At 65.5% G+C, this 19303-nt stretch carries 19 protein-coding genes and 1 tRNA gene; 16 read left to right on the plus strand and 4 right to left on the minus strand.

The window, feature by feature from the left end; translation table 11 throughout:
* Positions 1-22: 22 nt before the first annotated feature.
* Positions 23-178: a hypothetical protein gene (locus BLS81_RS20595; RefSeq protein WP_176786969.1), complete on the minus strand. Its 156-nt coding sequence runs from the start codon at positions 176-178 to the stop codon at positions 23-25.
* 181 nt (positions 179-359) lie between these two features.
* Here BLS81_RS20595 and BLS81_RS00655 point away from each other — a divergent pair, with 181 nt between their 5' ends.
* The 5 genes from BLS81_RS00655 to BLS81_RS00675 all read left to right on the plus strand — a co-directional run bounded on the left by BLS81_RS00655 (position 360) and on the right by BLS81_RS00675 (position 4873).
* Positions 360-998, plus strand: a complete 639-nt coding sequence (locus tag BLS81_RS00655; RefSeq protein ID WP_093219473.1) for a 50S ribosomal protein L25/general stress protein Ctc — start codon at positions 360-362, stop codon at positions 996-998.
* A 78-nt stretch (positions 999-1076) separates the two neighbouring features.
* Positions 1077-1652 carry an aminoacyl-tRNA hydrolase gene (gene pth / locus BLS81_RS00660; protein WP_093221621.1) on the plus strand — a complete coding sequence of 192 codons (576 nt, stop codon included), beginning with the start codon at positions 1077-1079 and terminating at the stop codon, positions 1650-1652.
* Complete coding sequence (locus BLS81_RS00665; protein WP_093219476.1) at positions 1649-2251, plus strand: TIGR02466 family protein; 603 nt, start codon at positions 1649-1651, stop codon at positions 2249-2251. Before pth ends, BLS81_RS00665 begins: the two co-directional genes overlap by 4 nt.
* Before the next feature lie 187 nt (positions 2252-2438).
* Positions 2439-3539 (plus strand): redox-regulated ATPase YchF, encoded by a 1101-nt coding sequence (gene ychF, locus BLS81_RS00670; protein ID WP_093219478.1) that lies wholly within the window; start codon positions 2439-2441, stop codon positions 3537-3539.
* Positions 3540-3592: 53 nt separating this feature from the next.
* Complete coding sequence (locus tag BLS81_RS00675) at positions 3593-4873, plus strand: alkaline phosphatase family protein (protein WP_093219480.1); 1281 nt, start codon at positions 3593-3595, stop codon at positions 4871-4873.
* A 23-nt stretch (positions 4874-4896) separates the two neighbouring features.
* Here the strand turns inward: BLS81_RS00675 and BLS81_RS00680 are convergent, their stop codons facing one another.
* From BLS81_RS00680 to BLS81_RS00690, 3 genes are all read right to left on the minus strand, one after another.
* Complete coding sequence (locus BLS81_RS00680) at positions 4897-6078, minus strand: histidine-type phosphatase (RefSeq protein ID WP_093219483.1); 1182 nt, start codon at positions 6076-6078, stop codon at positions 4897-4899.
* 127 nt (positions 6079-6205) lie between these two features.
* Complete coding sequence (locus tag BLS81_RS00685) at positions 6206-8764, minus strand: TonB-dependent receptor (protein WP_093219485.1); 2559 nt, start codon at positions 8762-8764, stop codon at positions 6206-6208.
* Positions 8765-8869: 105 nt separating this feature from the next.
* A complete protein-coding gene (locus BLS81_RS00690; protein WP_371128242.1) occupies positions 8870-9763 on the minus strand; it encodes a peptidylprolyl isomerase in 894 nt (297 codons plus the stop codon).
* Between the two features lie 99 nt (positions 9764-9862).
* Between BLS81_RS00690 and BLS81_RS00695 the strand changes: the two genes are divergently transcribed.
* The 11 genes from BLS81_RS00695 (at position 9863) to BLS81_RS00745 (ending at position 19178) form a co-directional block, all read left to right on the plus strand.
* Positions 9863-9953: transfer RNA gene (locus tag BLS81_RS00695), tRNA-Ser, on the plus strand.
* Between the two features lie 232 nt (positions 9954-10185).
* Positions 10186-10848, plus strand: a complete 663-nt coding sequence (locus BLS81_RS00700) for a hydrolase (RefSeq protein WP_093219488.1) — start codon at positions 10186-10188, stop codon at positions 10846-10848.
* Positions 10849-11016: 168 nt separating this feature from the next.
* On the plus strand, positions 11017-11856 hold the full coding sequence (locus BLS81_RS00705; protein ID WP_218123080.1) for an alpha/beta fold hydrolase: 840 nt from the start codon (positions 11017-11019) through the stop codon (positions 11854-11856).
* A 24-nt stretch (positions 11857-11880) separates the two neighbouring features.
* Positions 11881-12144: a XapX domain-containing protein gene (locus BLS81_RS00710; protein ID WP_093219493.1), complete on the plus strand. Its 264-nt coding sequence runs from the start codon at positions 11881-11883 to the stop codon at positions 12142-12144.
* A gap of 89 nt (positions 12145-12233) precedes the next feature.
* Entirely contained in the window at positions 12234-14078 is a 1845-nt protein-coding gene (locus BLS81_RS00715; protein WP_093221626.1) for an amidohydrolase, read from the plus strand.
* Positions 14079-14106: 28 nt separating this feature from the next.
* Complete coding sequence (locus BLS81_RS00720; protein ID WP_093219494.1) at positions 14107-15006, plus strand: VOC family protein; 900 nt, start codon at positions 14107-14109, stop codon at positions 15004-15006.
* A 2-nt stretch (positions 15007-15008) separates the two neighbouring features.
* Entirely contained in the window at positions 15009-15452 is a 444-nt protein-coding gene (locus tag BLS81_RS00725) for a DoxX family protein (RefSeq protein ID WP_093219496.1), read from the plus strand.
* A gap of 40 nt (positions 15453-15492) precedes the next feature.
* Complete coding sequence (locus BLS81_RS00730; protein WP_256326073.1) at positions 15493-16899, plus strand: alginate export family protein; 1407 nt, start codon at positions 15493-15495, stop codon at positions 16897-16899.
* A gap of 15 nt (positions 16900-16914) precedes the next feature.
* Positions 16915-17622 (plus strand): YoaK family protein, encoded by a 708-nt coding sequence (locus tag BLS81_RS00735; protein WP_093219501.1) that lies wholly within the window; start codon positions 16915-16917, stop codon positions 17620-17622.
* 224 nt (positions 17623-17846) lie between these two features.
* Positions 17847-18365, plus strand: coding sequence for a carboxymuconolactone decarboxylase family protein (locus BLS81_RS00740; protein WP_256326009.1), 519 nt, complete (start codon positions 17847-17849; stop codon positions 18363-18365).
* A 90-nt stretch (positions 18366-18455) separates the two neighbouring features.
* Positions 18456-19178 (plus strand): alpha/beta fold hydrolase, encoded by a 723-nt coding sequence (locus BLS81_RS00745; protein ID WP_093219505.1) that lies wholly within the window; start codon positions 18456-18458, stop codon positions 19176-19178.
* Positions 19179-19303 lie beyond the last annotated feature (125 nt).

A 19303-nucleotide genomic window follows, 5' to 3' on the forward strand; every position in this document is an offset into this window, starting at 1 on the left:
CGAACGGTTGAAAATGAGACCGCTACGCCTCGACCTTCTGCTGGTGCGAGGCGATCAACGCGTTGAGCACGCGGATACGCTCGCGCGTTTCGGTCGAATCCTGTGAGGGGTAGGTTTGAATCTTGTCGAGAAGGATGGCGAGTTCCTTCTCCCACTCGGCCTGATTGTTCTCGGACATCATACTCTCCTTCTTGGTCTCCCACCGATATGGGAAGGCGCCCGGCCAATTCCAGCGGTATCCGGGACGCGCCCGCCCCCTTGCCCTCCGCGTACGCTTCGGCTATGCGCGCCGGCTTCCGGTCAGGGTCATCCCTGGAGGCCTGGCCGGACCATGAACCACCGTATTTCGGAGATCTGCAATGAGCGAACAACTTACGCTCGCAGCCGAGACGCGCGAACAGGTTGGCAAGGGAGCCTCCCGTTCGCTTCGTCGTGAAGGCCGCGTACCCGCCGTCGTCTATGGCAACAACCAGGAGCCGCTGGCGATCCACGTCGAGGAAAAGGCGCTGATGCGCCTCCTCATGACGGGCCATTTCATGAATTCGCAGGTGATGATCGAGGCCAATGGCCAGAGCATCCGCACGCTCCCCAAGGACGTGGCGTTCGATGCCGTCACCGACCGCCCGGTCCATGTCGATTTCCTGCGCATCGGCGCGCACACCACCGTTCACGTCAGCGTGCCGGTCGTGTTCACCGATGAGGACGAGGCCCCCGGCATCAAGACCGGCAAGGGCGTGCTCAACATCGTCCAGCACGAGATCGAGCTGGTCTGCGACGCGGCCGCGATCCCCGACGACATCACCATCTCGCTGGCCGGCCGCGAGATCGGCGATTCGATCCACATCTCGAACGTGACGCTGCCGAACGGCGTGACCCCGGCGATCACCGACCGCGACTTCACCATCGCGACGATCGTCCCGCCGACCGTGCCGACCGCCGCCGATGACGAGGCTGATGCCGCCGTCGCCGCCGAAGCAGCCGCGGAGAGCGAGGCGTAAGCCTTACCCGATCGGGCAGATTTGGGCAGGGCGGCGCGCGGCGTTGCCCTGCCCTTTTCGTATTCGGAGCAATCGCACGTGCAAATCTGGGTCGGTCTCGGCAATCCGGGTGCGCAATATGCGCTCAACCGGCACAATGTCGGCTTCATGGCGGTCGACACGATCGCCGATCTCCACGGCTTCTCGCCGGTCAAGAAGGCGTTCCAGGGCTGGACCCAGGAAGGGCGCATCGGACCTGAGAAGATCCTGCTGCTCAAACCCGCCACCTTCATGAACGAAAGCGGCCGCAGCGTCGGCGAGGCGATGCGCTTCTACAAGCTCGACACCGGCGACGTCACCGTCTTCCACGACGAGCTCGATATCGCGCCGTTCCGCGTGAAGGTGAAGGTCGGCGGGGGCACCGCCGGGCATAACGGCCTGCGCTCGACCGAAGCGCATATCGGCAACGCGTTCCGCCGCGTCCGGCTCGGCATCGGCCATCCGGGGCACAAGGACAAGGTCTCGCCGTACGTGCTTGGCAATTACGCCAAGGCGGAGATGGACCCGCTTTCCGACATGCTCGGCGCGGTAGCGGCGGAGGCGCCGTGGCTCGCCAAGGGCGACGACATGCGTTTCATGAACGATGTCGCGCTGCGGCTTGGAGATGGCAAATGAGCGTGCGCACTCTGTTCGCGACTCCGGTTTACGAGGGCGCGCTTGGCGACGCTCGGCTGCTCGAAGACCTGGAACAATCGTGCCTGATGTTCGCGCAGGAAGACCGCGCCGGGCGCGCCTGGTCGAAGGCGCACACTTATCGCGGCTACACCAGCTATGCTTCGCTCGGCGATCTGCCGCAGCGCGACCCTGCATTCGGCGACCTCGCCAAGCGGCTCGCCAAACACGTCGCGGCCTTCGCCGAGGCGTGCGCGTTCGATCTTGGCGGGCGCAAGCTCCGGCTCGATAGCCTGTGGGTCAACGTCCTCAAACCTGGCGGCATGCATTCGGGGCATATCCACCCGCATTCGGTGGTGTCGGGCACGCTGTACGTCGCGGTGCCGCCGGGTGCTGGCGCGATCCGCTTCGAAGACCCGCGGCTGCCGCTGATGATGGCCGCCCCCACCCGCCGCGACGACGCGCCCGAGCCGCTGCGCAGCTTCGCGCATGTCACGCCCGAGCCGGGCACGATCCTGCTGTGGGAAAGCTGGCTGCGCCACGAGGTGATCGCCGGCACCGCCAAGCAGGACCGGATCAGCATCAGCTTCAACTATAGCTGACACGCATTTCCGTCATCCCAGCGCACGCTGGGATCTCTCCGGGGAGGGCGTGCGGCCCACCCGGAGAGACCCCAGCGTGCGCTGGGGTGACGGTCTCGGTGTGACATCTGGCATTCCCCCGCCGCACTCGCTATCGGCGGCACCAACGCGCGCCCGTTGCGGCGCATCAGCATTCAAGGACGAGAGTATGGGTTTCCGCTGTGGTATCGTGGGCTTGCCCAATGTCGGCAAGTCCACCCTGTTCAACGCGCTGACGCAGACGGCGGCGGCGCAGGCGGCGAACTATCCGTTCTGCACGATCGAGCCGAACGTCGGCAACGTCGCGGTGCCCGACGCGCGGCTGGATCAGCTCGCGGCGGTCGCGGGCTCGGCCAAGATCATCGAGACGCAGCTCGCGTTCGTCGACATCGCCGGGCTGGTGCGCGGCGCTTCGAAGGGAGAAGGTCTAGGCAACCAGTTCCTCGGCAACATCCGCGAGGTCGACGCGATCGTCCATGTGCTTCGGTGCTTCGAGGACGGCGACGTGACCCACGTCGAAGGCAAGGTCGATCCGATCGCCGACGCCGAGACGGTCGAGACCGAATTGATGCTGTCCGATCTGGAAAGCCTCGAAAAGCGCGTGCCCAACCTCGCCAAGAAGGCGGCGCAGGGCGACAAGGAGGCCAAGATCGGCGTCGCGGTGCTGGGGCAAGCGCTCGAGCTGCTGCGCGAGGGCAAGCCCGCCCGCCTGACCGTGCCCAAGGACGAGGAAGAGGCGCGCGTGTTCGCGCAGGCGCAATTGCTCACCTCCAAGCCGGTGCTCTATGTCTGCAACGTCGATGAAGGCGATGCGGCGAACGGCAACGCGCTGTCGGCGCGCGTCTTTGAGAAAGCGGCGGCGGAGGGCGCGCAAGCGGTGGTCGTCTCCGCCGCGATCGAAGCCGAGATCGCGACGATGCCGGCCGAAGAGCGCGGCGAGTTCCTCGGCGAGCTTGGGCTAGAGGAGACCGGCCTCGCCCGCGTCATCACCGCCGGGTACAAGTTGCTCAACCTGCTGACCTTCTTCACGGTCGGCCCCAAGGAAGCGCGCGCCTGGACGGTGCATGTCGGCGCCAAGGCGCCGCAGGCGGCGGGCGAGATCCACACCGATTTCGAACGCGGCTTCATCCGTGCCGAGACGATCGCCTTTGCCGATTACATCGCGTTCAAGGGCGAGGCGGGCGCGCGCGATGCGGGCAAGCTGCGCCAGGAAGGCAAGGACTATGTCGTGCAGGACGGCGACGTGATGCTGTTCCGCTTCAACGTCTGAGCGGCACACCACACTGTCTTGAAGATGTAGCAGAGCCGGCGCAGGGGGCGGTCATGCGTTGGTATAGCAAGATCGTCGTCGCCGGGCTCTGCGCGGGCCTTCAGGCCTGCGTCACCCCGCCGGCGGTGGCCCCGACCCCGCCTGCCGCGTCCGCCAGCCAGGCGGCGCGGACGCCGGTCACCATCCTGATCTCGATCGACGGGTTCCGGGCGGATTATCTCCAGCGGGGGGTGACACCCAATCTGTCGGCGCTCGCGGCGGCGGGAATCAGTGCGGCGATGCGGCCGTCGTTCCCGTCGAAGACCTTCCCCAACCATTGGACGATCGTCACCGGCGAGCGGCCCGACCGCAACGGCATCGTCTCCAACAGCATGGAGGACGCGCGCCGCCCCGGCGAAACCTTCACGATGGCGACCGACGATCCGTTCTGGTGGAATGAGGCCAAGCCGCTGTGGGTCGATGCCGAGCAGGCGGGCATCCGCACGGGCACGGTGTTCTGGCCGGGCGCGAATGTCGCCTGGGGCGGTGCGGTCAAGCCCAACAGCCACGGCGCGACCACGGGCGGTACGCGGCCCGAGGACTGGATGCAGTTCAACCAGGCGGTGACCGGCGAACAGCGCGTCAACGGCGTGCTCGACTGGATGCGGCGCCCGGCCGCGATCCGCCCGCGCTTCGTCACCCTGTATTTCGACACCGTCGACAGCGCCGGACACGAGTTCGGCCCCGACGATCCCCGCACCACCGCCGCCGCTGGCGCGGTCGATGCGCTGATCGGCAAGCTCGTCGCCGGCCTGCGCGAGCTCGGGCAGCCCGCCAATCTCGTCATCGTCGCCGATCATGGTATGGCCGCGATCAGCAGCGAGCGCATGATCGCGATCGACCGGATCGCCAACCCGGCCGACTATCGCATCTTCGAGACCGGGCCGTTCGCCTCGCTCTCGGCAGTGCCGGGCCACGAGGCGGCGCTGGAAAAGGCGTTGCTGGCGCACCACGACCATCTGCAATGCTGGCGCAAAAGCGATATCCCGGCGCGCTTCCATTACGGCAGCAATCCGCGCATCCAGCCCTATTTCTGCCTCGCCGAGCCGGGCTGGGAGACCGCCAAGACCACCCCCGACAAGCCGCGCACCGGCGGCGACCACGGCTATGACAATATGGCGCCCGAGATGCGCGCGCTGTTCGTGGCGAGCGGGCCTGCGATCAAACCGCTCGGCACGCTGCCGCCGTTCGACAATGTCGATGTCTATCCGCTGCTGCGCGATCTGCTTGGCTTGCCGCCGGCCAGCGGTGTCGATGGCGACGACACACCGTTCCGGGCCGCGCTGAAGCGGTAGCCGGTGCGAAGGCTCGCGCGATCCTAACCCCGCAGGATCGCCATAAAGCGGTCGGCCGGGCAGAGTTTCCCGCAGCCGGACACGCTCAGCACCTGCTCGAACGGCGCGCCGCCACCCGCGCGCAGCGCGGCGAGCGGCTGCGCGCGGTAGCGAACCCGCACGAACGCCTTGCCCGCGGAATCGCGCAGCCTTTCGATCACGATGGCGCCGCCCGGCGCTGGGTCATCCTCGGCATAGCCGGGAACGTGCCAGTGGACGCCGAGTAGCCCGCCGAGATTGGCGATCTGCGTATCGTGCGCGGAAAACACCGTGACCCGCGCCGCCTTGGTGTCGGTCAGCGCGGCCGCGATCGTCGGGGTGATCAGCGACAGGTTCGCGCGTGCGACCGGGAGCGGCCGCGCGAGCAGGCGGAATTCGAGCGCGTGGAATTCGGATAGTGCGGTCACGTCGGCGGCGGTGGCGCGGCCGAAGCCGACATCGGCCATCGGCTTCCCATCGGCATATTCGAGCAGCAACACCTGCGCCGCGGTCGAGGCGAGATCGAGCGCGCCGCGCAGCTTGGGGCGGCTGGTCGCGGTCGCATCGGTGAGGCCGGTCGGGGTGCGGGTCACCCCGCACGCGGGCTTGTCGCCACACAGGATCGCGTCCAGCCTGCGCAACAGCGGCGCGTACCGCGCGTCGAGCGCCTCGGCCCCACCCGGCCCGACCGCCGCTCTCACCGCCGCGTTGGCCGCGACAGGATCGAGCGTCGCGCCATTGCCGAGCGGCGAGAACATCGGATCATCGACATCCTGCGGCTTGTGCGTGCTCGGCAGCGCACAGCCTGGCGCGAAGCCCGACGCCCAGGCATCGGCGGTGGCGATCGTGCGCTGGTCGCTATCGGCGATGATCCTCACCGACCCCGCCGCCGGGCATCCGCCCGCCGGGAGCAGGCCGGCCTTGACGACCGCCGCGCGGTCGGCGGTGCCGAGCGCTGTCACCGCGACGGTACCGTGCGCGGTCAGCCAGCCCGGCGGCACTGCCCAATCGGGCCAGCGCTCGGGCGTGACGCTGACCGGCATCGCCGGCGCCTTGGTTGGCGGGCGGACGCCGTGGCGCATCATCAGCACGACGCGCTCGAGTTTCAGCGCGGGGGTCTTGGCCGATGCGGCGCTCGCGCCGAGCCCGGCCAGGGCGATCGCGAGAATCAGAGCTGAACGGCGCATCGGTGTCCTTTCGATCAATCCCCCGGACCGTTCGTGCCGAGCCTGTCAAAGCACGTGCCCTGCAACGCTGCGTCTGGGGCACGTCCTTTGACTTCGCTCAGGACGAACGGTGGTGCGGGCGGTGTCTCTAAAAATGGAGCTGCACGCCACCCCGCAGCGAATAATCGTACCGCTCGCGTTCGACCAGATTGGCCTTGGTGCCGATGAACCGGCGCCACGGCGCGTCGCTGAGGTTGGTGCCGTCCGCGAAGATCGTCACCATCGGTGTGATCTGATAGCTGGCATGGACATCGAGCTGGCCGTTATTGTCAGTATATTCGTCGGTCGCGGTGCTGCCGCCGAGCAGATCGAGATATTTGGAGCGGTAGCTGTAGGCGACGCGCGCCGCGAAGCCGTATTTCTCGTAGAAGAGCTGCGCGGTGCCGATATCGTGCGACTGGAAGCCGAGCGGAAGGTCGCCCGCGCGGATGCCCGGTACGGTCGCATGCCCCTCGACATGCGTGTAGTTCGCCGACACGCCGAACCCGCTGAGCAGCCCCGGCAGCCAGGTGAACTGGGTCTGCGCGTTAAGCTCGATGCCGTACACGACTTCGCTGTCGGCGTTGATCGGCTTGGACACGTCCGCCGCCGCATAGGCCACGCCGGCATAGGTCACGTTGGTGAGCCGCGCATTGCTCGTGTAGATCGGGTTGTCGATATGCTTGTAGAACAGGCCGATCGCGAACACGCTGTCCTTGGTCGGATAATATTCGAGCGACGTGTCGAGATTGACCGCCTTGTACGGTTTCAGATCTGGGTTGCCGAGCGAGATGCCGGGCACCGTATCGTCCTCGACGACGATATAAGGCGCGAGATCGGGATAATTGGGCCGGCCGATCGCGGTCGTCACCGCCGCGCGCATCAGCAGATCGTCGGTGATGTTCCACTTGGCATTCACGCCCGGGAAGACGTCGGTATAGCTCTTCTTGCCGAAGCTGTTGTAGCCGTCGGTCAGTTTCGAGGCGGCATCAACCACGGTGGCGCTGGTCTTGTCTTCGGTATGCTCGACCCGGACGCCGGGGATGATCGTGATGGGGCCGAACTTGAGCGTCGCCATCGCATAGCCCGCGACGATCGTCTCGCGCACGTCATAGTCGCTCGACAGCGTATCGGCGAGCGTGCCGTCCTTGTCGATCTTGAGCGTCGAAGGGTTGGCATCGACATAGGCGCGCGCCTTGTAATAGTCGATCCGCTGGCCGAAACGGTACATGCCGTCGTAGAAATTGGTGTTGCCGACATAGCCGAAATTGGTGAGCGCCAGCGCGGTGCTGCCGGCCTTGTAATCCGTCTTGTCCTGATTGTTAAACTTCTTGCGGTTCAGATATTTGCCGCCGATCTTGATCGAACTGTCATCGCCGATCGCGATCGGCAGCGTGTAATCGACGCGCGCCTGCCACACTTCCTCATAGGCCTGACGGCGATCGAGATTGAACTTGCTGAGCGTGAACTTGCTCGGATCGGTGAAGCCCGGCGCGCGCGGGGTGAAACTATAGGGATCGGTCGAGAGATCATAGTCGACGGTCAGCCCGTTCTTGGGTGTGGTGAAGGTGAACTCGCTGCGGATCGGATCGGTCTTGACCGCCTTGGTATAGCCGCCCGATGCCTCCAATTTACCGCCGCCGACGTTGAACTCGCCGCCGAGCGTCACCGACTTGGTGTTGTCGTCCTCCTCGCGGCGGCGCACGAGGATCGTGCCGGTCGCCTTGAACGTACCGCTGGTCGCGCTCGCCGGGGTGATGCCGGTTTCGCTGCCCACGCGATTCTGGTCGCGCGTCTCATGATCGGTGAACTTCGAATAGCTCGACCGGATATAGAGCTTCACGTCGTCCGACGGGCGATAATCGAAATTGCCGACGATCCCGAGCCGGGTGCGTACGAGGTTGTAGTCGCGCAGCCCGTTCTGATCGGGAACGCCACTGCCCCACGCTTCCGAACCCTGGAAGTTCTCCGACTCGATCGGCCGGCGCGAGTAATTGGCGGAGACGACCGCGCCGAACTCCTCATTGGCGCCGAACCGCCCGCCGACCTGGCCATCGACCTCCCACGGCGTCTTGCCGTTGAGCTTGCTCCAACCCGCCGAGCCACGCGCACCCAGGAAGAAGCGTTCGCTGCGGTCATATGCGGTCAGCGTGCGGATCGCGACTTCGCCACCGATCGCATTGGCATCCTGGCTCGGCAGCAACGACTTGGAGACCACCACCGACTGGATCATCGCCGAGGGCAGATCGTCGAGCTTGACCTGCCGGCCATCGGGCTCTGGCGCGGGCAAGGTCTGACCGTTGAGCGTGACGTTGACGAGATTCGGGTCGATGCCACGGATGATGACATACCGCCCCTCGCCCTGATCGTTCGCGACCGACAGGCCCGGCAGGCGGCGCACCGCCTCGGCGACGTTCTGATCGGGCAGCTTGCCGACATCGTTGGCGTAGAGCGCCTCGACCGTGTTGTCCGCGCCGCGCTTCTCGGCGACCGCTTTGCGCTGGCCTTCGCGCGCGCCGGTGACGACGATGTCAGGCGCGGTATCCTCGCTCGCGGCGTCGGGAGCCGGCGCCGGTTCCGCGTTCGCCAGCGCGGGCGAAACCCAGGCGCCCGCGATCACCGCGCACGCGGCGGCACGCGCGAGCAACGCGCTCTTGATCGGCTTCATCGATAGTCCCCCACAATCCCTGTGGGCGCGCGCTAGGCAAAATTCGCGACGCGTGCATGACGCGGCGGTTACGGTTTCGCGTCAACCACCGCACGGGGAACTACATCAGTCAGCCGGCTTCTTGCGCACCGGAACGTCGAGATTGCACAGATCGGCGTTGCCCGCCGGCACGGTGAAGAACGGTAAACCGCGATTGGCGCGCGCCACCAGCGTCCGCGCGAACTCGGGCGCGGAGGGCTTGAGATACTGGTAGGACAGTCGCTCCCCGGCGGGCAGATCGCTCGCGATCGCGACGCGGCGGATCGGCACATAATCCTCGGCGCTTTCATACAGGCCGAGGCCCCCGCCCGTCCCGCGCTTGCGCGCCGAAAACGCCGCCATGCCGTCGATCACCCGGCCGACCAGCGCGATGTTGCGATCGAGATGCCGGGGCGCGTGGCCGATCACGGTGTAAAGATCTCCGCCCGTCCCGACATCGGGCGCCAGATCGCGCGCGACGCCGACCATGCCGTAGCAATGCGGCAGCCATTGCGAACGCCCGTCCCCCGCCACCGCCCAGCCATCGGCGGTGAAGCCGGTGACGGCGGCATAGGCATCCTTGTACGGATTGGCGACGACCGGGTGCGCCGACGCCGGCCATTCATATTCGGCGGGCGGATGCAGCGCTATGCCGGCGGCGGGCGGCTTCTTGTTGGTGGGATCGCCCCATTGCGTCACATAATCGTCCTGCACCCGGTAGATTGCGCCGCCCCGCCACCAGCCGCTGCGCGCGATCGTGCGGATGTTGGCGACATGCACCGGCGCGAGCGTGGCGGCGAGCCAGATAATCCCGCGCTGCCCGTCCGCGAAATCGATCACCAGCAGATCCTCGGGCGCGATGGCGGCCCAGGACGAGGCCGGCGCGGCGGCGGCGATCTGCGCGGCGGTGGGTTTCGGCGGCGGCGCGGCACCCTGCGGGGCGGCGGCGAGTGCGAGCAGTACGGGCAGGAGCATCGGCATGGCGGCGATCCTGACACGAGGCGCGGCCACCATGCAATCCTCACGCGCCGCTTGCGCTGCCCGCACCGACCCGATAGGGGCCACAAATCCAGCGAATGCGGAGCGGTGGCCGAGTGGTCGAAGGCGCTCGCCTGGAAAGTGAGTATACGTCAAAAGCGTATCGAGGGTTCGAATCCCTCCCGCTCCGCCACGGACCATTCCACAGGGGTCCGCAGAAGACCACGGGTCTCGACTTTTTCCTCCTGATTACCGACGCTTAGCAGACCGGTTCGGCCTCGGCCGTCCGTAGCCGTTCATGCCCATTCAACGAATCGGCTTTTCAACTTTCTTGAACAAGTCTGGCGAACTTTCCTCGCTATTTCCCGATGTGGAATTCTTTAGGGTCAACGTCATCGCTTCCGGACCCTGAAGGAGATTGAAAGATGACCGCAACCGCAACCGCCAGAGCCGGCACGTCGCTTATCTCGCCGACCGACCACATGCTGATCCTGATCGACTTCCAGTCGCAGATGGCGTTTGCGACCAAGTCGATCGCGGCGGAACTGCTGCGTAACAACGCAGCGCTTATCAGTCGCGCCGCCAAATCGTTCGACGTACCAACGATCCTGACGACCGTTGCCGAGAAGAGCTTTTCCGGCCCGATGTTCGACGAAATCAGGGATGCGTTCCCGGGACAGTCGATGCTCGACCGGACGTCGATGAACACGTGGGAGGACGAAGGTGTCATCGCCGAGATCAATCGCATCGGCAAAGAGCGGATCATTTTCGCCGGACTGTGGACCAGCGTCTGCATCGTCGGCCCTGTCGCTTCGGCGGTCGATCAGGGTTTCGATTGCTACTTCATCGCCGATGCATGCGGCGACGTTTCGGTCGAAGCGCATGAGCGCGCCGTGCAGCGCATGATCCAGCTTGGCGCCAAGCCGATGACGTCACTTCAGTACTTGCTGGAACTGCAGCGCGACTGGGCCCGCAGCGACACGTATGACAGCACCACCGGCATCGCAAAGAAGTGGGGCGGCGGTTACGGCCTCGGCGTCACCTACGCGAAGACGATGTTCGGTGCCTCCGAGGGCGCGCACGCCTGATCAGGCGGGCGCTTCGCGGAAAGGATCGCCATCCACATGACCAACCCCAAGATCGAGCTGTCCCGTCGCGCGGTCGTCATCGCCTCCGCTGGCGCGGCTGCGGCGACACTGCTGCCATCGGCAGCCCTTGCGACCATCAAATCCGGTACATTCAAAGGAGTGAAGACAATGAGCGAGTTCGTAACCACCAAGGACGGCGTCGAAATCTTCTTCAAGGATTGGGGCCCCAAGGATGCCCAGCCGATCATGTTCCATCACGGCTGGCCGCTCTCGTCGGACGACTGGGACGGGCAGATGCTGTTCTTCCTGAACAACGGCTTCCGTGTCGTCGCACACGACCGGCGTGGTCATGGCCGGTCGGCGCAGGTCGGCACGGGCCACGACATGGACCATTATGCCGCTGACGCGGCGGCGGTGGTCGAACACCTCAACCTTCGCAACGTCGTTCACATCGGCCATTCGACGGGTGGCGGCGAAGTCGCGCGCTATGTCGCCAAACATGGCCAGCCGTCTGGCCGCGTCGCCAAGGCGGTCCTGGTCAGCGCGGTCCCGCCGCTGATGATCAAGGCGCCCAACAACCCCGATGGTCTGCCGATCGAGGTGCTCGACGGCATCCGTCAGGGCGTCGCGACCAATCGTGCGCAGATGTTCCGCGATTTCGCCGCCGGCCCGTTTTACGGCTTCAACCGGCCCGGTGCGAAGGTCAGCCAGGGCATTATCGACAATTGGTGGCGCCAAGGCATGAACGGCAGCGCACAGGCCCATTACGACGGCATCAAGGCCTTTTCGGAGACCGATCAGACCGCCGATCTGCAGGCGATCAAGGTGCCGACGCTGATCCTGCAGGGCGATGACGATCAGGTCGTTCCGTACAAGAACGCCGCACTGAAACAGGGCAAGCTCGTGCCGCATGCCACCGTCAAAATCTACCCCGGCTATCCGCACGGCATGCTGGCGACCAACGCCGATGTCATCAACCCCGATCTCCTCGCCTTCGTGCGCGGTTGATCCTCCGACGCCGAGGATATTGTTATGAAGCCCTATATCATTTCGCTTGCCGCAGGCCTTCTGGTTGGCGGTATCTACAGCCTCCTCGGCGTCAAATCTCCGGCACCACCGATGATCGCGTTGGTGGGCCTGCTCGGCATCCTGTTCGGTGAGCAGGTCGTGCCGATCGCACGGCGGATCATCGCCGGGCAGCCGGTGGTGGCGGCCGTCACGAGCGCATGCGCCGAACCGATGATGGGCCGCTTGCCGGGAGATCCAGCGGCGGCGCCGGGGAAGGCAGATGCATGACGATCACGCGGCGCGACACCCTGCTCGGAGGCTCGGCCGTCCTGACGCTGGCGGCGATGCCGGCCAACGCTAGTCAACGGAGAACAGCCATGACCGACCTGATCCTCGTCAACGCCAAGGTGACGACGCTCGACCGCGAAAATCCCGAAGCACACGCCGTCGCGATCCGCGACGGCCGGTTCCTCGTGGTGGGTTCCGAGCAGGAAGTGCGCGCGGCGCTGCCGAAGGCACAGGTGATCGACGCGCACGGCCGCAGGATCATACCGGGCCTGATCGACAGTCACATGCACATCATTCGCGGTGGACTGAACTACAACATGGAGCTTCGCTGGGACGGCGTGCCCAGCCTTGCCGACGCCATGGCGATGCTCAAGCGACAGGTCGATAACACCCCCGCCCCGCAATGGGTCCGCGTCGTCGGCGGCTTCACCGAACACCAGTTCGTCGAGAAGCGGCTGCCGACGATCGCCGAACTGAATGCCGTCGCGCCCGATACGCCCGTTTTCATCCTCCATCTCTATGACCGCGCGCTGCTCAATGCCGCGGCACTCCGCGTCGTCGGCTACACGAAGGACACGCCCAACCCGCCCGGTGGCGAGATCGTGCGCGATGCGGCGGGTAACCCTACCGGGCTGCTGCTCGCCCACCCCAACGCAACCATCCTCTATGCGACGCTTGCCAAGGGACCGAAGCTGCCGCCGGAATATCAGCTCAACTCGACGCGCCATTTCATGCGCGAGATGAACAGCCTGGGCGTCACCGGCGTGATCGACGCGGGCGGGGGTTATCAGAATTACCCCGATGATTACGAGATCATCGAACAGCTCCACAAGGACGACCAGCTCACGCTGCGCATCAGCTACAACCTCTTCACGCAAAAGCCGAAGGAGGAGCTTGCCGACTTCCAGGGATGGGTGAAACAGGTCACGCCAGGGCAAGGCGACGACACGTACCGTCACAACGGCGCGGGCGAGATGCTCGTCTATTCCGCCGCCGATTTCGAGGACTTCCGGGTCGAACGGCCCGATATGGCGCCGAGCATGGAAAGCGATCTGGAACCCGTTATCCGCTTGCTGGCCGAACATAAATGGCCCTGGCGGCTCCACGCGACCTACGACCAGACGATCGGCCGTGCGCTCGACGTCTACGAGAAGGTGGCGAAGGACATCCCCTTCACCGGGATCAACTGGTTCTTCGATCACTGCGAGACGATCAGCGACCGCAATATCGACCGTATCGCCGCACTTGGTGGCGGCATCGCGATCCAGCACCGCATGGCTTATCAGGGGGAATATTTCGTCGAACGCTATGGCGCCAAAACCGCCGAGCGGACGCCGCCAATCGCCAAGATGATGGCGGCGGGTCTGCCTGTCGGCGGGGGCACCGATGCGACTCGCGTGGCCAGCTACAATCCGTGGGTGTCACTCAATTGGCTGGTGACCGGCAAGACGGTCGGCGGGCTATCGCTGTACCCGGGCGTCAATCGCCTCAGCCGTGAAAAGGCGCTGCGCCTCTGGACCGTCGATAACACCTGGTTTTCGAGCGAGGTCGGCAAGAAGGGCCAGATCAAGGTCGGCCAGCTCGCAGATCTGGCGGTGCTATCGGGCGATTATTTTTCCGTGCCCGAAAGCGACATCCCGCACCTGCGTTCGGTCTTGACCATCCTCGGCGGCAAGGTGGTGTCGGGCGAGGGCGATTACGCGCCCCTCGCCCCCGCGCTGCCCCCGCCGATGCCCGATTGGTCCCCGGTCGCGACCTTCGGCGGCTATCATCGTACACCCGAAGCGTCCGCCAAGCTGGCCAGCGCCTGCGGCTGCACGAGCGCCTGTTCGGTCCACGGCCACGACCATGCGGCAGCGCTCGGCGCGAATGTTCCGGTCAAGGACGTGCAGAGCTTCTGGGGTAGCTTCGGCTGCGGCTGCTGGGCCGTCTGACATTCCCTCGAACAGAAAAGGCAATCCGATGAAGATCAAGCTCTGCCTGCTCGTCGCGACCGCACTGCTAACAAATGCGAGCGTCATCCCCGCTGCCACCGCGCAACAGGCCGCCGCCACCGACTACGCCGTCGGCCCGCAATATGACACGACCCATGTCTACGTTCCCCAGGAGCAATACGACGCCTTCATGCAGAGCTTCGTCGCGACCTTCGGCGGCAAGCTGAGCGCGCAGGGCCAGTTCCAGGTTACGCCGACCCCAAGCAAGACCAAGTCGCAGCTCGCACTGACCCCCGCCGGCACCGTTTCGGGTTTCGGCTTCCTGACACCGATCCCCTACCCCTTCGGGCACGAGCGCAACGGTTATCTCGTCACCGACATCGACGCGGCCGTCGCCTCGGCGGTGAAGAACGGCGCCGTGCGGCTGATTACAACCTTTCCAGATCCGATCGGCCGCGATGTCGTCGTGCAATGGCCCGGCGGGGTGAGCATGCAACTCTACTGGCACACTGCCAAACCGAACTACACGCCACTTGCCACGGTGCCGGAAAACCGGGTTTACCTGACCGCCGACGCCGCACCGGCTTTCCTGAAGAGCTGGCGCGGCTATGCCCACGCGAAGACGCTCGACGACAAGACGGCGGACGGCGCGGACATCGGCCAACCCGGCAAGAGCTATCGCCGCGTGCGGCTCACCTCGGGCTATGGCGACATGCTGGTGATCGTATCGGATGGTCAATTGCCTTGGCCATATGGCCATGAGATCACCGGTTATGCCGTTCCGAATTTGCAAGCGACACTGGTGAAGGCGACTGCCGCCGGTGTCGAGACGCTGGTCGCGCCGCATGTGGCGGGTGACCGGCAATCGGCAATGGTTCGTTTTCCCGGCGGGTACATCGCCGAGATCCATTCGCCCGTCACGCAGTGACGATGAGACCACAAAGCGATCCCCGCTTCGTGGATGCGATCCTCGACTGGCGCTGGACGGGGTTCGTCGCTCGTCTGGCGCTGGTCGGCGCCTATCTGCTGGGCGGGATCGTGAAGGCGAGCGACTGGCCTGCGGCGGTCGCGGAGCAGGCGCATTTCGGGATGCAGCCTGCCCCCGTCTTCGCGGCTCTGACCATCCTGGTCGAAATCGTCGGTCCAGTCTTGATCCTATGGGGACGGTTCGTGTGGCTCGGTGCAGGGATGCTTGGCGTGTTCACACTGCTCGCCGCGATTACCGCCAATGCCTTCTGGGCAATGCCGGCGGGGCAAGCGCGCTTCATGGCGACCAACGCGTTCTTCGAGCATCTTGGGCTGATCGGCGGGTTCGTGCTGGCGGCCATCGTCGCCGAATTGGACCAGCGCGCCAAAGACGCTCGCCGTGGCTAAGCTCGCGAAGCTTGCGATCACGGTGGTTGCTGCGGCCTGCCTGACCAAGCAGGTCTCAGCGCAAACCGCGACGGCCGGCACTCAACCACCGACCGCAACGGAAGCGTGGCAGGCACCCACGCTGACGATCACCCGGTATGACGAGCATTACGACCAGCTTGCCAGTTCCGCCGCACGCACGGATCACTGGACGGAACCGTTCAAATATATCCCGGTCGGAGATGATGCCTATCTGACCACCGGAATCGAACTGCGTGCGCGTAACGAGACCTATCACAACAATCTGTGGGGAGGCGGTGACGCGCCCGACGACAGCTATCTGTGGTTGCGCGCAATGCCCTATGCCGATCTCCATATCGGCACAGGCGCGCTCGGCGCGCGCGCTTTCGTCCAGCCGATCCTGGCATATGCCGTCGGCGTCGCGCCGTCCGCCGGCCCCGTCGATCAGACGCGCACCGATGTGCTGCAGGGGTTCGTCGACCTTCGCCTTGGTGCTCAGACGAACGCGATCGATGGCGCTGGCGTGACGCTGCGTGCAGGCCGGCAAATGCTGTCGCTCGGCACCGAGCGATTGGTGGGCACACGCTACGGCCCGAACGTGCCGCTGGCGTTCGATGGTTTGCGCGGGCTCGTTTCCCTGAAAGGGGCGACCATAACCCTGCTGGCGGTCCGCCCAGTAACGCCGGGCCCCGGCACGTTCGACGACACCCGCTCCCGCACCAAGTCGCTATGGGGCGTTTATGCGACGATCCCTGCGATCGGCCTTGCGTCCGGCATCGACGTTTATTGGCTCGGCTATCGCAACACCGCAGCCCGATACGGCGGCGTCAATGGCGCCGAGCAGCGCGACAGCTTTGGCGCGCGACTGTTCGGTGCATCGGCCGGGTGGCACTGGAACGTCGAAGGCGTCTACCAATCGGGCCGATTTGCCGATGAGCCTATCTCAGCTTGGACGATCGGCACCGAGGCTGGCCACAGTTTTGCCGACGTACCGTTGAAGCCCGACGCGGTTCTGCGCGTCAACATCGTCTCCGGCGATCGCGACCGCGACGATAAGAGATTGAACACGTTCAACGCGCTGTTCCCGAAGGGCAAATATTTCGGCGAGCTTTCGCCGGTCGGACCCTACAACATCATCAGCGTCAATCCGCGCGTCGCGGTGGCGCTGGCCAGCAGCGTGTCGGCGAGTATCGCCGGTATGGCCTATTGGCGCTATTCGCGCGCCGACGGCGTGTACGACATCCCCGGCAATTTGATCCGTGCGGCGGGCAGCGCAACCGCACGATTCATCGGCAAAGAGGCTGAGGCCACTCTGGCATGGCAGGCAACGCCCGAACTTGAACTCTCGACCTCGCTCTCCGCCTTCGCGCCCGGCGGCTTCATCCGTCAGACGGGGTCCGCGAAGACGATCACGATGCTGGGTCTCGAGACCAATTTTCGCTTCTGAAGAGGATCACGTCGCATGTCAGCATCCCCATCCCGCCCGTCCGTTTCCGACCCGCGCGTGCCGCTGCTGCTCCTGCTCTCGGCTACGACCGGGCTCGTCGATGCCGCCAGCGTTTTGGGCTTGGGGAAGGTGTTTACGGCCAACATGACCGGCAACGTCGTTTTTCTCGGCTTTGCCGCCGCCGGCGCGCCGGGGTTCAAGGTCATGCCCTTTGTCGCGTCGATCATCAGCTTCATGATTGGCGCTACGATCGCCGGGCGTGCCGGCAAGGCCCATGTCGGCAAGACCGAACGGCGCTGGTTGCTCACCGCAGCGGCGGCCGAAGCGGCGCTGCTATGGGCCGCCGCCGGTGTCGCGATCGGCTTCGACGTGGCGACGCAGACGCCGGAGGTGCGGCTGTTTGCCATCATCGCTCTCACCGGCCTTGCGATGGGCTTTCGCAACGCCACCATCCGTCAGCTCAAGGTGGCCGACCTTACCACCACCGTCCTGACGCTGACGCTCACCGGCCTGGGCGCGGATTCCAGCGCGGCGGGTGGCAGCAACCCCAATTGGCCAAGACGGATCGGGGCGGTCGTGGCGATCTTCGTCGGCGCGGCGATCGGGGCATGGCTCATGCTCCACGTCGGGATCGCCTCGCCGTTGGCGCTTGCCGGCGCGCTGGTTCTGTTCGGTACGATGGCGTGCTCGCTGCATCCGGCGTCCGCGAAGCTGGTGTCGTGAGGACGGGCGCTGCATCCGTTGGCATCCGTGTCGCTTCGACGCCCCCCGCCCCCGCCCGCGCGCCCGCGACCGAACAACCACAAACTCTCGCACGCCTATGCGGCAGGCGCGCAGGCGTCGGTTTCACAAGCGCGCGCACCGTTTTCTGAAAGGATCTGATCATGCGTCTCCCACCGATCGCCCCCGACGAGCTGAGCGATGCCCAGCGCCCGCTGTTCGACGCGATGACGGCAGGCGTCTCCGCAAAGTTCGGCGGCTTTACGACCACGCGGGCTGACGGCGCGCTGCTCGGCCCGTGGAACGCATGGCTCCACGACCCCGAAGTCGGCACGGCGTTCTGGACCGTCACGCAGGCGCTCACGAAGGCGCAGCGCATCCCCGACCCGGCCCGTCAGGTCGCGATTCTGGTCACAGGCGCCCATTTCGGCGCCGCCTTCGAGCTCTACGCGCATGGCGCCGTGGCGAAGCAAAAGGACGGAATGAGCGATCGGCGGATCGCCACCCTTGCCGCAGGCGAGCGGCCCGAGGATCTGGACGAGCAGGAAGCGGCCGCATTCGACATCGCCAAGGCTTTGCTGAAAGGCGGTCCGCTCCCCACCGCTCTCTATGAACGGGGCATCGCGCTGTTCGGTCAAGCGGGCGCCAACGAACTGATCTGGCTTGTCGGCCATTACTGCTTCGTATCGGTGACGCTCAACGGCTTCGACATCGCCGTCCCGACCGACGGCGCCAATGCTGGCTGAAGCGTGATCCGAAAGCGTTTTTCCCCGGCGCATCTCTCAACAAGGCTCGATGCCCGAGCCGGGCAACACCGTTCAACCAAGGAGACGACCATGGCCACGACAATCGAAAAAGACCTTCCGACGATAGTGCTCGTTCACGGCGCCTGGGCCGATGGGTCGAGCTGGAGCCGGGTCATCCGGCTACTCCAGCAAAAGGGCTTTCCGGTACGCGCCGTACAATTGCCACTGACCGGACTGGGCGACGATTCCACGACAACGCGCCGCGCGCTCGCGGATATTGTCGGCCCGATCGTCCTGGTCGGACATAGCTGGGGCGGTAGCGTCATCACGGAAGTGGGATCGGACGCCGATTTCGATGTCAAGGCTCTGGTCTACATCGCCGCCTTCGCGAACGATTCCGGCCAATCCGGCAGCGACCTGCTGGCGCCGTATCCCACGCCGGGCGTGATGAGCGCGATCCGGCCGTATGGCGAAGGCTTCCTGTTGATAACCGACGCGGGGATGGCGGACGTCATCGCGCACGATTTGCCCGCCACGGAAACCAAGGCCCTGGCCGCGATACAGCGACCGCTTGCCACATCCAGCTTCGGCGACCGCGTCAGCACGCCGGCGTGGCGCTCGCTGCCATCGTGGTATGTCGTGGCGCAGGATGATCGTGCCATCAGCCCGCAGATGCAGCGTGATTTCGCCACGCGCATGGGCGCGCAGATCACGGAGCTGGCGTCGAGCCACATGGTAGTGTTGTCGCACCCCGAAGAGGTGACGGATGTGATCCTGGCGGCTGTTTCGGCGTCCGCGAAAGACGCGGCATAGCTTGGGCTCGGGTGATCGGATTGATCCGATCACCCGTAACAGGCGCTTGGCGCAGCCCCTCGGTATCATCCGCTGCGGTAACCTTGCCGTCGTCCGGTCACCGCTCGAGACGAGGCCGGGCGCTC

The sequence above is a fragment of the Sphingomonas sp. NFR15 genome, assembly GCF_900103265.1.
Lineage (GTDB): Bacteria > Pseudomonadota > Alphaproteobacteria > Sphingomonadales > Sphingomonadaceae > Sphingomonas > Sphingomonas pollutisoli.